Here is a 13,875-nt window from a genome sequence, read left to right as displayed (position 1 = left end):
CCGCCAGGGCGGCGACCTGTTCGGTCTGCCAACTGCTGATCGCACGTGCCGTGGGCGTGGTCTGCAGACGGTCGCGGAAGACGCTGATCGCGTCGCCGGACTCGGTGGCGTCGAGGCGGTGGAAGCGAATTGCGCCGAGATCTGGCACAGGTGCTTCGCGATCGCGGATGACCCAGGTGTGCCCTGCGGGCGCGGCGTCGTCGGGCTCGAAGTGCCAGGCCAGGCCGGCCTCGGCCAGCAGGCGCTCGAGGAAGTCGAAATCGTCTTCGCGGTACTGGGTCGTGATCGGCCGTGTCGGCAGCGGCTGGGTGACGTCCCAGCGGAAGGCGGACAGCGGGTGGTCGTCGAGCACGCGCGTGACGATGCGCTGGACATCGAGGTCCTGGAACACCAGCGCATTGCGGCGCAGGCGGAGCAGGGCGGTGAAGGGTTCGATCAGCAGCGTGTAGCGGGCCAGCCCGCCGTCGCTCCCGGTCAGGCCGACCTCGGTGCAGATGCCGAACCAGCTGCGTGGCGAAGCTCCGTCCAGGCGCAGGCCCAGCGGCTGGCCCAGGAGCGGCGCAAGGTCCAGCTCGGCCGACGACGACAGCACTGCGACCTCAAAGCGGAACGGTTCGCAAACCGCTTCGCGTCCGGAGAAGCGCTCGACGATCGCTTCCGCAGCGAGCTGGCCGAGGACCGCGGGCGGGTCACCGCCGGGCCCCTCGAGCAGGCGGATGGTGCGCTGTCCTGGCGAAAGCCGGGCCAGCGATGCGAGTGCTTCCTGCCAGTGGTGTGCAACGTCCATGTTCCGGTCCCTCTCGTGGTGCTACGGCAAGCTGATCGTGATCCGTGCCGTCTCTTGCGGCAGTTGCACGATGTCCTGGTGTGCAGCCAGCTGCTGGTCGGTTTCCCTGCCCAGCCACGCGTTCAGTCCGAAGTACCCCAGCAGGCCGACCACGGCAAGGACCGCAGCCGGCGCCCACAGCGGAACGATCTGCCGCAAGGCGTGGACGACGCGGTCGGGTGGCAGCCAATGCGGCGCGAACCCGGTGCGCTTGCCCTTGATGTAGGTGATTTCGTCACCCAGGCGCGCGGTAAGGTAGCCCAGCTTCTCGGTACCTTCCAGCCGGTACTTGCCCTCGAACCCGAGCAGCAGGCAGTAGTGGTAGACCTCCAGCGACGCCAGCCGCGCGGCGCCCTGGCTGCGCAGCTCTTCCAGCCGGTCGAAGAAGTGCTCACCGGCCAGGTGTTCGCCGAACAGGCGCAGCTGCAGCGGGTTGCGCTCCCAGCTCGCGTGCAGCGGTGATTGCTGGGAAAGGATCGCTTCGTCGATGGCGGCACAGAAGGCGTACTTGGCCGCATGCACGTCCACCGACGGAATCTCGAGCTTGGCCGCGCCGCGTTCGACCTTCTCCAGGAACTGCCGGATCGACTCGAAGAACCGCTCCCCGTCGTTGGGCACCTGTCCGCGCTTGATCAGCATGAGCAGGTAGAAACCGTCGGACATGAGGTCGAGCAGGCTCCGTGGCGCAGCCGCGGGGAGATTGCCGGGCGTACCCGCTTCCGCCGTTGGCATGGCCGAAGGAACCGGAGGCAGTTTGGACTTGGTCATTGGGTCAGTGCGATGAGTTCGAGTTTGAGGTCCTCAATGCCGGAGGGCACGTAGACCGTGATCGACCCCGACTTGAGCATGCGTTCGTACAGCGGGCCGCGCGACTCCAGCGCGAAGTACTGGTTGCCGGGGCGGACCGGGATCGCGGCAGGCACCTGCGGGACGTGGTTGAGCTTGACGCCGGACAGGGCGGACAGCACGCATTTGTCGACGTCGTCCGGTGCGCCGATCTTGAACCGTACCGGCACGGTCTGGATGAGCTCGGGACTGGGCAGGTTGGCGCTGACCGCGAGGTAAAGCGCCGCGCGCTCGTCGATACGCTGGGAGTCGATGCGCCCGAGGTGGAACGAGGGCTTGACCTCGCTCAGCGAGATCGAGAAATAGCGATCCGAGATCACCGTATCCAGCAGTTCGCGGATCATCGAGAACAGCGCCTCGAACCCCGCTTGCGGCGCGCCGTGCTGGTAGAAGGGCAGATTCGACAGCGTGTACGCCTTGGAGAAGGTCATCAGGCTGCCGGCCAGGCGCGAAAGTTCCTGGAACAGCTGCTCCGGCGGCAGCCCCGGATGGCGGAACAGGTGGGACAGCGTTGCGAACGACGCGTTCGCCGTGTGCAGCAGCCAGAACGATGCGATGTCGCCGGAGCGGAACTCGACGATGTGCTGCGACGGTTCGCGATGCAGGCCGTAAAGGGCATCGACCTTCGCCTGCAGCCCGTCGAGGAGCCGGCGCAGCTGCGCCATCAGCACGGGGGCGGATCCAATCGTCGCCGACGGCGGGATGAACTGGTCGTCGAGCTCGAAGCCACCCGTTGGAGTGCGCCGGATCTTCGCCAGTGGAAGCGCGGTGAACGCATCGCGCGGCTCGTCCTCTGTCAGCAACCGGACCGTCTTGCGCAGGTAGCCAAGGTCCGCCTCGGCGGCCTCGGTGAACAGGTCGTTGGTCGGCCTGTTCGCCTGGACGAAACGCGCCCCGCCGTCCTGCTCCTGGCCACAGTTTCCGCCCTGGGGCCGCAGCAGCGGCAGGGCGAGATAGATCGTGGTCGACTGGACGCCGGCCGGCAGGTCTGCCAGCGACAGGGCGTCGGGCAACTCATCACCGGACGGCGCTGAATAAGGTTCGCCGTCGGGAAAAACGGCTGAAATCCGGACGGGCCGCAGCGTTCCGGACGCGAGGCTGCCCTCGTCGAACGTAAAACTGCGCAAGCCCCAACCGTAGGGGTGCAGCGTGCCCGCGAGATCGCGCAGCCGGCCTTCGTGATACGCATCCTGCTGCTGGAAATGCTGGGGCCGCAGGAACAAGCCTTCCCCCCAGAACACCTTGGCTGCCCGGTTCACATCCACCTCATGGTTACGCTTCCTTGACCCACGCACTGATGCAGCGTGGCTACCCCAAGCGACATTATTAGCACGCCCCGCAGCGCCGGCGCGCCGGGCTGTCCGGCCAGAATGAGACCGGGCGCACTGTTCGTGGCGTTGCTCAGCCCTTCGAGCAGCGCGTGAGCGTCAGGCTGTGGGATTCCCCCGCGATCTGCGATTGCAAGCCGGAGCTCGACGTCGTCAGTGCGCAGGCATGCAGTCCCACGGTCACGCCATCCTTCTCGGCCTCGAGGGCATCGAACGAAAAGCGCCAGCGATCCGGAGCCGGAGACCGGAACAATGCGACGACACCCATCGCAGCTGCCTCGGGCGGCAATCTCTCCGTGATCTCATGGCGCTGGTTGGGCTGGAGCACGATCTCCGTCGAACTGATCAGGTCGTCTCCAAGGGCGTCCCGCTCGGCATCCTCGTCGAGAAACGCGGAGAAGGGCGCACGTTCGAAACGCTGGGTGTCGCGCAGGCGATACACCTTGACGACCACCGCCAATGGCTTTTGGTCGTTGCCCGAGTTCAGGTTTGCCCCGGCCCAGAGACGCAGCGGAATCGACTTGGCGCGCGGAGCGGCAGGCTCTTCGGATTGCTTCCTGAGCCCCACGGTCTCAAGCGCCCTGCTCATCAGGCCGGGGGCGTCTTCGCGCGTTGGCTTTGATGCGCAGCCCGCCAGGCCGAGCAGTCCGGCTGCGGCCATCGCGACCAGGAATCCGGCCCGGATGCTGGCGGACCGGGCGGGGCGGAGAAGGGAGGGGCTGTCCATAGCGCGCTGTCACCTGACGATTGCTTGACCTGCGCATGGTATCCACTGTCACAATGGAAAGGTGAAATTGCGTCGGCAACTGACGCCCGGCGGCCAAACTTGACGAACAGGGCTGGCCTGATTATATCGGTGCGTGCAACACTGAATCGTTGCTGTCGCCACCAGGCGGGAGTTGACAAGGACTTGTTAGGGAGGGGGACTGCTGTATGTGCACGGATCTGAAGAAGGGCGGGCGTGTCGCCCGCATGCTGGTGGCACTGCTTGTTGCGGCATCGCTTGCCGCGTGTGCGACGGGAGGCAAGAGCAAGCAGCCCGTCGTCACCTACGACACGCTGATCTCCACGGCCGAAGGCCAAGTGGCTTCCACGGACTTCGCGGGGGCGCTGCAGAGTTTCGAGGCAGCGGCAAAGGCCGACTCGACGCGCAAAGAGCCGTGGGCGCGGCTTGCACAACTCCACTTCGACATGGGCAATTACGGCCGGGCCATCGTGGCCGCCGAAGAAGTCCTGCTGCGTGATCCAAGCGACAACCTGGCCGAGAGCGTGCTGACGCTTGGCGGCTTCCGCGTCGCGGCCCAGTCGCTGCAGCGCCTGCAGAGCAGTGGCGCGCTGACCAGCGAGTCGGCGCAGCGCGAGGCTCGCGAACTGGCCACGTTGATGCGCGAAACAATGGGTCCGGAGATCGCCGGAGTCCCCGAGCCTGCCTCCAGGCCGGCACGTCGCGCGGCTCCGCGCCGGCAGAGTGCGCCCGCACGCGCGCCGGCGGCCGAGGCAGCGCCCGCACCGGCACCAGCCCGGAAACCCACTACCAACCCTTTTGACAAGCTCGGCGGTAACTGAGCAGGTCCAGGCGTAATCGGAGATCGCACGATGGCAAAGAAGGACAGCATCCAGAAGAAGTTGCAGAAGGTCCGCCCGCCGCGGGTGCAGTTGACCTACGACGTGGAAAAAGGCGAAGCGATTGAACAGAAGGAGATTCCGTTCGTCGTGGGCGTGCTTGGAGACCTGAGCGGCCAGCCGGAAGAGCCGCTCCCGCGACTCAAGGACCGCAAGTTCGTCAATATCGACCTGGACAACTTCGATGACGTTCTGGAAGGCGTGGCGCCGCGGGCGGTCTTCCGCGTACCCAACAAGCTCAGTGACGAAGGTGGCGAGTTCGCGGTCGACCTGAAGTTCAAGTCGATCGACGATTTCAGGCCCGAAGCCGTCGTGGAGCAGGTGGAGCCGCTGCGCAAGCTGCTGGAGGCGCGCTCCAAGCTTGCCGATCTCCGCAACAAGCTTGCGGGCAACGAAAAACTGGAAGACCTGCTCACCGACGTCCTGAACAACACCGAGCAGCTCAGGCAACTCGACACGTCCGGTGACGGGCAGGAGTAATTGATGAACGCGAAAGCAGCCACTGCCGTCGAAGGTGCCACGCAGACCGTCGAACCCGGCCTGCTCGACCAGATCGTCGAGAAAAGCAAGGTCGCGAAATCCGAAGCGGAGCACCAGCGCGCCAAGGACATCATCTCGGAGCTTGCAAAAGAGGTCCTGCAAGGCACGGTCGTCGTTTCCGACAACCTCAACCTCACGCTGGACTCGCGCGTGGCCGAACTGGATCGCCTGATTTCCGACCAGGTCAGCGCCATCATGCACGCCCCGAAGTTCCAGGAGCTCGAGTCCACCTGGCGCGGCCTGCACTACCTGTGCCAGCAGACCTCGACCGGGTCGATGCTCAAGATCAAGGTGCTGAACGCCCCCAAGAAGGACCTGGTCAAGGACTTCAAGTCGGCGATCGACTTCGACCAGAGCGCGCTCTTCAAGAAGGTCTACGAGGAAGAGTTCGGCACATTCGGCGGCTCGCCGTTCGGTGCACTCATCGGCGACTACCAGATCGGCCGCCAGCCGGAGGACATGTACTTCATCGAGCAGATGTCGCATGTCGCCGCAGCCGCCCATGCTCCGTTCATCGCTGCGGCAAGCAACGACATGTTCGGCCTGGAAAGCTTCACCGACCTCGGCAAGCCGCGCGACCTGGCCAAGGTGTTCGACACCGTCGAGTACGCGAAGTGGAAGTCGTTCCGCGAGTCCGAGGACAGCCGCTACGTGGGCCTGACGCTGCCCCGCTTCCTGGGGCGGCTGCCTTACGATCCAAAGGAGGGCACGACGGTCGAGGGCTTCAATTACGTCGAGGACGTGAGCGGCACCGACCATGACAAGTACCTGTGGTGCAACACCGCCTTTGCCTTTGGTGCGCGACTGACCCAGGCGTTCGAGGACTTCGGCTGGTGCGCCGCGATCCGTGGCGTTGAAGGCGGCGGACTGGTCGAGGACCTCCCGACCCACACCTTCCGCACGGACGATGGCGAGGTCGCGCTGAAGTGCCCGACCGAACTTGCCGTCACCGATCGCCGCGAGAAGGAGCTCAGCGACCTGGGATTCATTCCCCTGGTGCATTGCAAGAATACCGATTACGCCGCGTTCTTCGGCGCCCAGTCGGTGCAGAAGCCGAAGAAGTACAACACCGATTCGGCCAATGCCAATGCCATCCTGTCGGCGCAGCTGCAGTACATCTTCGCGGTGTCGCGAATCGCCCATTACCTCAAGGCGATGATGCGCGAGAAGATCGGCAGCTTCGCGTCCGCGGGCAACGTCGAGGATTTCCTCAACCGCTGGATCGCCCAGTACGTGCTGCTGGACGACAACGCGACGCAGGAGGCCAAGGCGCAGTATCCGCTGCGTGAGGCGTCCATCCAGGTTTCGGAAGTCCCCGGCAAGCCCGGGGTCTACCGCGCTGTGGCTTTCCTCAGGCCACATTTCCAGCTCGATGAGCTGTCTGTCTCGCTGCGGCTCGTGGCCGAACTTCCGGCTTCCACGAACAAGTCGTAACCGGGACCTGCAACAACAAGGGGCGCAGACCCTCTGACGCAGGCCGACCATTGCATATCGCGATGGCCGGCCATCCCTCCGGACATGTGTCCGGCAATTCTCATGGAAGAACGGAACAAGGAATCAAGATCATGCAACACGCATTCCTCAGCATCGACACCATCAAGGGCGAGTCCCGGGACCAGGACCACAAGGACTGGATCGAGATCGAATCCTTCTCGCAGGATGTTCTGCAACCGCGTTCGGCAACGGCCTCCACCAAGGGTGGCCAGACTGCAGCCCGCGCGGAGCTGTCCCCGATCGAGGTCGTCAAGCAGATCGACCTGGCAACCACCGCGCTGCACCAGGCGGCGGCCAACGGCACCACCTTCCCGAAGGCGGCCATCGAGTTCTACCGTGCCGACAAGGACGGCAAGGCAGTCAACTACTACAAGGTCGAACTGCTGAACGTGCTCGTTCATCGCGTGACGACCTCGGTTGACAAGGAAGGCATGCCGCAGGAAACGATCCAGCTGAGCTTTGGCTCGATCAAATGGACGTACCAGCAGCAGAAGGCCGAAGGCGGCCTGGGCGGCAAGGCTGTTGCGCAGTGGAGCCCCACGCTCAACAAGCCGACGCACAGCGTCTGATGTGAGTCGATGCGGCGGTGCGATGTTGCGCCGCCGCATTTGTTTCCGGGGGGACCTCATGGATGCTTCGCAACGAGGCAGGAGGAGGCCGGGGCGTGATGGTCCAGACGAAGGAAGGACGCTTGCATGAAGGGATACGAGCCGAACCTGCTGGAGAAGCTGCTGGACGATGACTCCAGGAGCAGCGCCGCGGCAGGGACCCTCAAGTCCGTCCCGCTCGAGCAATACAAAGAGTCGGTGGCCCGCGACCTGGAAGGTCTTCTGAACAGCCGCGCGGCCTTCACCGAAGAAGACCTGGAAGCTTTTCCAAACTGCAGGCAGTCACTGATGACCTACGGGCTCAGCGACTTCTCGGGCAAAAGCCTGGCCAATGCCTACGACAGGGCCGCCATCTGCCGCTCGCTCGAGCAGGCCGTGGCGCGGCACGAGTCGCGCCTGGTCAACGTCCGCGTGTCGCTGCAGACCGACTCCCGCAACGCGTCGACCCTGCATTTCACCATCCATGCGCTGTTGAACCTGCAGCCGGCGCGCGAGCCGATCAGCTTTGACGCGATGCTGCAGACCAACACCCAGCATTACTCCGTCAGCCGCCTGCGCCGCTTGAAAGACGTCGCCTGACGATGGAAGACCTGCTGCCCTATTACGAGCGCGAACTGGCATACCTCCGGAAGTACGGCCGGGAGTTCGCCGATCGCTATCCAAAGATCGCGGGGCGCCTGCTGCTGTCCGGCGATGGCAGCCAGGACCCGCACGTCGAGCGCCTGATCGAATCGTTCGCCCTGCTCAGTGCGCGGGTTTCCAAGCGGATCGAAGACGGCTATCCGGAATTCACCGAGTCGCTGCTGGAAGTGATGTATCCGCACTACCTGCGGCCGTTCCCCTCATGCTCCATCGCGCACTTCGACATGGGTGCGGCACTGTCCAAGCTGAGCTCGCCCTTGCACATGCCGCGTGGAACGCTGTTGCAGTCGCGCCAGGTGCGCGGCGTGGCCTGTCGTTTCCGGACCACCAGCGATGTGACCCTGGCGCCCATCAACGTCTCGTCCGCGCGCTACCTGCCGATTGCCGCCCCGCCGATGGCGGTGACATTGCCGGCGGATGCCGGTGGCCAGGTCTCCATGTCATTTTCCCTGCACGGCGACGACGCCTCGGTCCAGCAGTTGGGCGTGGACAAGCTGCGCCTGTTCATGGACGGGGAAGCGTCCTTCCGCTCGGCGCTGCGCGACACGCTCTGCCTGCAGGTGTTGCAGGCCTGGGTTGAACCCGGCAACGGCGGACGCTGGGTCGCGCTGCCGGAAGTTCCGTTGGCACCCGTCGGTTTTACCGACGAAGAGGCGCTGATCGACTTCCCGCAACGATCGCATTCGGCATACAGGCTGCTCACGGAACTGTTCGCGTTCCCGGAGAAGTTCGGCTTCTTCGATCTTGATCTCGGGTCGCTGCCTGCCGGCATCGGCCGCGAGTTCACCCTGCATTTCGTACTCAGGAGCAGCGGCGACTGGGCGTCAAGTCGCATGCTGGAAGCCCTCGGTCCACAGCATGTACGCACCGCATGCACGCCAATCGTGAACCTGTTCGCGATACATGGCGAGCCGATCCGGATCTCGCACACAAGCACCCATTACCCCGTGGTCGCCGACGCGCGCCGGGCATTTGCCTACGAGGTGTACTCGATCGACTCGGTGCACCGCATCAGGCAAACGCCGCAGGGGGAGCAGATCACCGAATTCCGGCCGTTCTACTCTCTGCAGCATGGCGAAAACCCCGATCAGAACGGCCACTACTGGGTGGCCCGGCGCGATGAAGACGTGGCTGCGCGCAGTCCCGGCCATGAAACCGAACTGTCGTTCGTCGACCTCGATTTCAATGCATCCACACCGCAGGCCGATGTGGTCAGCCTGGAGCTGAACTGCACCAACCGGGACCTGCCGTCCGAGCTGGCCTATGGGCTGCCGGGCGGCGACCTGGTGCAGGAGGGCGGAAGCCCGGCGCGGGCGATTTCCCTGCTGCGCAAGCCCACGCCACCGCGTCGCTTCGCGCGCGGGCGCGGCGCGCAGTGGCGGCTGATCTCGCATCTGTCCCTGAACAGTTTGTCGCTGACCCAGAGCGGCCTGTCCGCACTGAAGGAGATGCTGCACCTGTACGACATCAACCAGTCGCCGGTTACCCGCAGGCAGATCGACGGCATCGTCGGCCTGTCCAACGAGCCGACCACCACCTGGCTGTCCGGACGGCATTTTTCCAGCATCGTGCGCGGCGTGAAGATCACGCTGACCGTCGACGAAACCGGCTTCGTGGGCACCGGCATCGCGCCGTTCGCCGGCGTGATGGACCGGTTCTTCGGGCTGTACGTGCATGCCAACAGCTTTACCCAACTCAGCATCCTGTCGGCAACGACGGACGAGGTACTGGTCGAATGCAAGCCACGAAGCGGCGAATCGATCCTGGCGTAGCGCAGCAGTTGCTGCAGGAGCCGCATCGCTTCGGATTCTTCCAGGCGATGCGGATCTTGGAGCACATGTTCGCGCGCTCGCCCGGAAGCACGGGGGAGCCGCTGGATCGCCTCAGGTTCCGCAACAGCCTTTCGCTGGCCTTTCCCGCCAGCGAGATCGAGGCGATCGAAGCCTGGTCCGAAGACGGCGTGAAGCTGGAGAAGGCCGCGGCGATCGAACACGCGGTCGCGACCGAGACCGTCGGTTCGGTGAGCCTCACGCCGGCATTCGCCGGCTTTACGGGAATCAGTGGCGTGCTGCCGCTGCATTACACGGAGCTGCTGGCCCAGCGGGAGATCTACGAGCGCGACCGCGCGCCGCGGGCGTTCCTGGACATCTTCTTCAACCGGATCGCGTCCCTGCACTACGCCGCCTGGAAGAAGCACCAGCTCGGGATCCAGTACGAGCTGGACCGGCGTGAACGTTTCCTTCCGCTGGTCCTGTCGCTGGCCGGAATGGGCATGGGTTCGCTGCGCGACCGGATGATCGACGGCGACGGCGACGTGTTCGACCAGGCCGTGGCCCACTATGCCGGAGGCATCCGCCAGCATCCGGTGTCGGCGAGCTTCCTGCAGCGCATCCTCGCGGACTATTTCGGTACCGACGTGCGGGTCGAGCAGTTCGTGGGCGCCTGGTACGCGGTCCCCGAGAAGGCGCGCACGCGGCTGGGGGTCGGCAACGCTTCGCTGGGCTCGACTGCACTGGCGGGTGATCGCCTGTGGCAGCGCGACCTGCGCATGCGGCTGTGGGTCGGGCCGCTGGACAAGGCGCGGTTCGATGCCTTCCTGCCCGGTGGGCAGGCGGCCCGTGCGCTGGCCAAGTGGCTCACGCTGCTCACCGGCGTATGCCTCGAGTACGAGGTGCGCTTGACCCTGCGCGCCGAGGACGTCGATGGCATGGACCTGGCCAAGGGCGCGCGACTCGGCTGGGATACCTACCTCCTGTCCCAGCCTGATACCCGGCCGCGTTCCGATACCACCTACACGATCCACACGTTGCACTGACCAGGCACGACCTCGTTCACCTTTCTCCTCGCCAAAACGGACGGCATTGATCGAAGCATGAGCATCAACCTCAAGACCCTGATCGGAAAACTCAACGACACCTGCCGCCAGGCGGCCGAGCGCGCGGCGAACCTGTGCATGTCGCGCGGCAACTACGAGGTGGACCTGGAACACCTCTTCCTTGCGCTGCTCGAGCAGCCGGATGGCGACATTGCGCTCATTGCCCGGCGCAGCGGCGTCGCGACCGATGCCCTCGAACGCGACCTCAATACGGAAATCGGGCGCTTCAAAAACGGCAATACGCGCACGCCGGTGTTCTCGCCACACCTGCCCTCGCTGTTCGAACATGCATGGCTGATCGCCTCGCTTGACTCCGAAACAAGCCGCATCCGCAGCGGCCACCTGCTGTTGGCACTCTTGACCGAGCCTTCGCTGTCGCAGCTGGCCTACCGGGGCTCCAAGCTGTTCGCGAAGATCAAGCGTGACGAACTCAAGCACGACTTCGCCAGCCTGACCCAGGGCTCGATCGAAGCGGGGCAGGGCGTGCGTTTCAATGACGCCTCGGCCGCCGGAGGCCAGGACGAGGGCGATCCCTCACCCGCCCCGGGCCTGTCGAAGACGCCCGCGCTGGACCAGTTCACCACCAACCTGACCCAGCGCGCACGCGACGGCCATATCGACCCGGTGATCGGTCGCGACGCCGAGATCCGCCAGCTGGTGGACATCCTGATGCGCCGCCGCCAGAACAACCCGATCCTTACCGGCGAAGCCGGCGTCGGCAAGACCGCCGTGGTCGAGGGCCTGGCGCTGCGGATCGCCGACAAGGACGTGCCGGACGTGCTGCTCGGCGTCGAGCTGCAGGTACTGGACATGGGCCTGCTGCAGGCGGGCGCAAGCGTCAAGGGCGAGTTCGAGAACCGGCTCAAGAATGTCATCGACGAGGTCAAGAAAAGCCCGCACCCGATCATCCTGTTCATCGATGAAGCCCACACCATGATCGGCGCCGGCGGCCACGCGGGCCAGAGCGACGCCGCCAACCTGCTCAAGCCTGCGCTGGCGCGCGGCGAGCTGCGCACCATCGCGGCCACCACCTGGGCCGAGTACAAGAAGTACTTCGAGAAGGACGCGGCCCTTGCGCGCCGCTTCCAGGTGGTCAAGGTGGACGAGCCCTCCGAGACGCTCGCCGCGGCGATGCTGCGCGGCATCGTCCCCTTGATGGAGAAGCACTTCGGCATCCGCGTGATGGACGAAGCGATCACCGAAGCGGTGCGCCTGTCGCACCGCTACATCAGCGGCAGGCAGCTGCCGGACAAGGCGGTGGGCGTACTGGATACGGCCTGTGCCCGCGTCGCCCTCGGGCAGAGCGCCACGCCCGCGATCATCGAGGACACCCGCAAGCACCTCGACCGGCTTGACGCCGAGATCGCCGCGCTGGAGCGCGAAGCCGCGGCTGGCGCCCTGCACGACCAGCGGCTGGCCGAGATCCGCCAGCAGCGCCAGGACGCCAAAGCGCGCCTGGCCGGGAACGAGGAGCGGCTGACGAAGGAGACCGCGCTCGCACAAAGGATCCAAGCGCTGCGTGGCAGTCTGGAAACGCGTCGGGGTGCCGTGGCACCGGCTGCGGCACCGGCGAAGAAGGCCGCCGCAAAACCGGCGAAGGCCGGCAAGGCGGCCAAGGCTGATCCCGGGCAGGCCGAACTGCAGGCCCTTCTGGCAGAACTGCGCGAACTGCAGGGCGAAAGCCCGATGGTGCCGCTGCAGGTCGACGGCACCGTGGTGGCCGAGATCGTTTCGGCCTGGACCGGCATCCCGCTGGGGCGCATGGTCAAGGACGAGATCCGCACCGTGCGCAATCTCAAGCCCCTCCTGGCCCAGCGCGTGATCGGGCAGGATCATGCGCTGGAGGCGGTGGCCCAGCGCGTGCGCACCGCCAGCGCCAAGCTGGAAGATCCCAACAAGCCCCGCGGTGTCTTCATGTTCGTCGGCCCCTCCGGCGTCGGCAAGACCGAAACCGCGTTGGCGCTGGCCGACATCCTCTACGGCGGTGAGCGCAAGCTGATCACCATCAACATGAGCGAGTACCAGGAGGCGCACAGCGTGTCCGGACTGAAGGGTTCCCCCCCTGGCTACGTGGGCTACGGGGAAGGCGGCGTGCTGACCGAAGCCGTGCGCCGCCAGCCCTACAGCGTCGTGCTGCTGGACGAAGTCGAGAAAGCCCACCCCGACGTGCTGGAGATGTTCTTCCAGGTGTTCGACAAGGGAATGATGGACGATGCCGAAGGCCGCGAGATCGACTTCCGCAACACCCTGATCATCCTCACCTCCAACGTCGGCTCGCCGCAGATCATGCAGGCCTGCCTCAACAAGCCCGCCGAAGAAATCCCGGCGGCCGACGACCTGGCCGCGGCGCTGCGTCCGATCCTGATGAAGCACTTCAAGCCCGCCTTCCTGGGGCGCCTGAAGGTGGTGCCGTACTACCCGATCTCCGACGACGTACTCGTGCAGATCATCCAGCTCAAGCTGGGGCGCATCCGGGATCGCGTACAGGCCAACCACAAGGCAGTCTTCAGCTGGGACGACAACCTGGTCGAAGCCGTGCTGGCCCGCTGCACCGAGGTCGACAGCGGCGCGCGCAGCGTCGATCACATCCTCAATGGCACGGCACTTCCCGAAATTGCGGAGACGGTGCTGGCCCGCATGGCCGAGGGCGGTAAGATCGAGGGCATCAAGGTTTCAGCGGACAAGAAGGGCGCGTTCAAGTACCGGATCACCTGATCCGGCATCAACCTCAAGGAGGAGCCGATGGCTACTGACACCCGCAACGAGCGCGAGAACATCCTCGCCAACATCCACCAGCACTGGCAGGGCACGTACCAGCCGGGGAGCGTCGATTACAGCGCTTGGCGCAGGCTGGAGCCGGCGCTGGTCGCCGAACTTCTCGACAACGTTCCTGTCGCCGCGCGCCACGAGGCACGCAGGCTGCTTGCCGACTTGCAGCAACATCCCTGGCGCATCCTTTCGGCCAAGGGCGGGAAAGGAGCCGAGGGCCTGCAGCTCACACTCCAGCTGAAGGGCCGTCAGGTCCAGCTGCAGTGCAGCGATAGCCCGGCGCTACGCGTCGTGGGGATCACCGGGTAAACAGGGAAACAAAGC

The 13,875-nt window shown here is 65.3% G+C and carries 13 protein-coding genes; 9 read left to right on the top strand and 4 right to left on the bottom strand.

What is annotated here, in order from left to right; translation table 11 throughout:
• From WCE37_RS11145 to tssJ, 4 genes are all read right to left on the bottom strand, one after another.
• The coding region (locus WCE37_RS11145; protein WP_343279424.1) for a type VI secretion system Vgr family protein at positions 1-787 on the bottom strand (787 nt) is incomplete at its 3' end.
• 21 nt (positions 788-808) lie between these two features.
• Positions 809-1,558, bottom strand: coding sequence for a type IVB secretion system protein IcmH/DotU (gene icmH / locus WCE37_RS11140; RefSeq protein ID WP_343279441.1), 750 nt, complete (start codon positions 1,556-1,558; stop codon positions 809-811).
• 32 nt (positions 1,559-1,590) lie between these two features.
• The gene (gene tssK, locus WCE37_RS11135) at positions 1,591-2,931 is read right to left on the bottom strand and encodes a type VI secretion system baseplate subunit TssK (protein WP_343279423.1); all 1,341 of its coding nucleotides are present in this window, start codon (positions 2,929-2,931) and stop codon (positions 1,591-1,593) included.
• 142 nt (positions 2,932-3,073) lie between these two features.
• Positions 3,074-3,661, bottom strand: coding sequence for a type VI secretion system lipoprotein TssJ (tssJ, locus tag WCE37_RS11130; RefSeq protein WP_343279422.1), 588 nt, complete (start codon positions 3,659-3,661; stop codon positions 3,074-3,076).
• 311 nt (positions 3,662-3,972) lie between these two features.
• On the opposite strand from tssJ, the gene WCE37_RS11125 reads away from it, so the two are divergent.
• The 9 genes from WCE37_RS11125 (at position 3,973) to WCE37_RS11085 (ending at position 13,860) form a co-directional block, all read left to right on the top strand.
• Complete coding sequence (locus WCE37_RS11125; RefSeq protein WP_343279421.1) at positions 3,973-4,566, top strand: tetratricopeptide repeat protein; 594 nt, start codon at positions 3,973-3,975, stop codon at positions 4,564-4,566.
• A 30-nt stretch (positions 4,567-4,596) separates the two neighbouring features.
• A complete protein-coding gene (gene tssB / locus WCE37_RS11120; RefSeq protein ID WP_343279420.1) occupies positions 4,597-5,103 on the top strand; it encodes a type VI secretion system contractile sheath small subunit in 507 nt (168 codons plus the stop codon).
• 3 nt (positions 5,104-5,106) lie between these two features.
• The gene (gene tssC, locus WCE37_RS11115; RefSeq protein WP_343279419.1) at positions 5,107-6,597 is read left to right on the top strand and encodes a type VI secretion system contractile sheath large subunit; all 1,491 of its coding nucleotides are present in this window, start codon (positions 5,107-5,109) and stop codon (positions 6,595-6,597) included.
• 62 nt (positions 6,598-6,659) lie between these two features.
• Positions 6,660-7,226, top strand: a complete 567-nt coding sequence (locus tag WCE37_RS11110) for a type VI secretion system tube protein Hcp (protein ID WP_343279418.1) — start codon at positions 6,660-6,662, stop codon at positions 7,224-7,226.
• A gap of 126 nt (positions 7,227-7,352) precedes the next feature.
• A complete protein-coding gene (gene tssE, locus WCE37_RS11105) occupies positions 7,353-7,844 on the top strand; it encodes a type VI secretion system baseplate subunit TssE (RefSeq protein WP_343279417.1) in 492 nt (163 codons plus the stop codon).
• Positions 7,845-7,846: 2 nt separating this feature from the next.
• Positions 7,847-9,679, top strand: a complete 1,833-nt coding sequence (gene tssF, locus WCE37_RS11100; protein ID WP_343279416.1) for a type VI secretion system baseplate subunit TssF — start codon at positions 7,847-7,849, stop codon at positions 9,677-9,679.
• The gene (gene tssG, locus WCE37_RS11095) at positions 9,643-10,722 is read left to right on the top strand and encodes a type VI secretion system baseplate subunit TssG (RefSeq protein ID WP_343279415.1); all 1,080 of its coding nucleotides are present in this window, start codon (positions 9,643-9,645) and stop codon (positions 10,720-10,722) included. The genes tssF and tssG overlap by 37 nt, the downstream gene beginning before the upstream one ends.
• 57 nt (positions 10,723-10,779) lie before the next feature.
• Entirely contained in the window at positions 10,780-13,497 is a 2,718-nt protein-coding gene (gene tssH, locus WCE37_RS11090) for a type VI secretion system ATPase TssH (RefSeq protein ID WP_343279414.1), read from the top strand.
• Positions 13,498-13,524: 27 nt separating this feature from the next.
• Positions 13,525-13,860: a hypothetical protein gene (locus WCE37_RS11085; RefSeq protein WP_343279413.1), complete on the top strand. Its 336-nt coding sequence runs from the start codon at positions 13,525-13,527 to the stop codon at positions 13,858-13,860.
• Positions 13,861-13,875: the final 15 nt, after the last annotated feature.

Source organism: Luteimonas sp. MJ250, from assembly GCF_039548455.1.
Taxonomy (GTDB): domain Bacteria; phylum Pseudomonadota; class Gammaproteobacteria; order Xanthomonadales; family Xanthomonadaceae; genus Luteimonas.
Note: the sequence above shows the minus strand (reverse complement) of the source record. Positions and strands in the feature narration are given on the sequence as shown.

Bases quoted from the DNA above. Each gene is read 5' to 3' on its own strand.
- tssB (WP_343279420.1), top strand. From the start codon at position 4,597: ATGGCAAAGAAGGACAGCATCCAGAAGAAGTTGCAGAAGGTCCGCCCG.
- tssG (WP_343279415.1), top strand. From the start codon at position 9,643: ATGCAAGCCACGAAGCGGCGAATCGATCCTGGCGTAGCGCAGCAGTTG.
- tssF (WP_343279416.1), top strand. From the start codon at position 7,847: ATGGAAGACCTGCTGCCCTATTACGAGCGCGAACTGGCATACCTCCGG.
- tssJ (WP_343279422.1), bottom strand. From the start codon at position 3,661: ATGGCCGCAGCCGGACTGCTCGGCCTGGCGGGCTGCGCATCAAAGCCA.
- tssH (WP_343279414.1), top strand. From the start codon at position 10,780: ATGAGCATCAACCTCAAGACCCTGATCGGAAAACTCAACGACACCTGC.
- WCE37_RS11110 (WP_343279418.1), top strand. From the start codon at position 6,660: ATGGCCGGCCATCCCTCCGGACATGTGTCCGGCAATTCTCATGGAAGA.
- WCE37_RS11085 (WP_343279413.1), top strand. From the start codon at position 13,525: ATGGCTACTGACACCCGCAACGAGCGCGAGAACATCCTCGCCAACATC.
- tssC (WP_343279419.1), top strand. From the start codon at position 5,107: ATGAACGCGAAAGCAGCCACTGCCGTCGAAGGTGCCACGCAGACCGTC.
- WCE37_RS11125 (WP_343279421.1), top strand. From the start codon at position 3,973: ATGCTGGTGGCACTGCTTGTTGCGGCATCGCTTGCCGCGTGTGCGACG.
- icmH (WP_343279441.1), bottom strand. From the start codon at position 1,558: ATGCCAACGGCGGAAGCGGGTACGCCCGGCAATCTCCCCGCGGCTGCG.
- tssE (WP_343279417.1), top strand. From the start codon at position 7,353: ATGAAGGGATACGAGCCGAACCTGCTGGAGAAGCTGCTGGACGATGAC.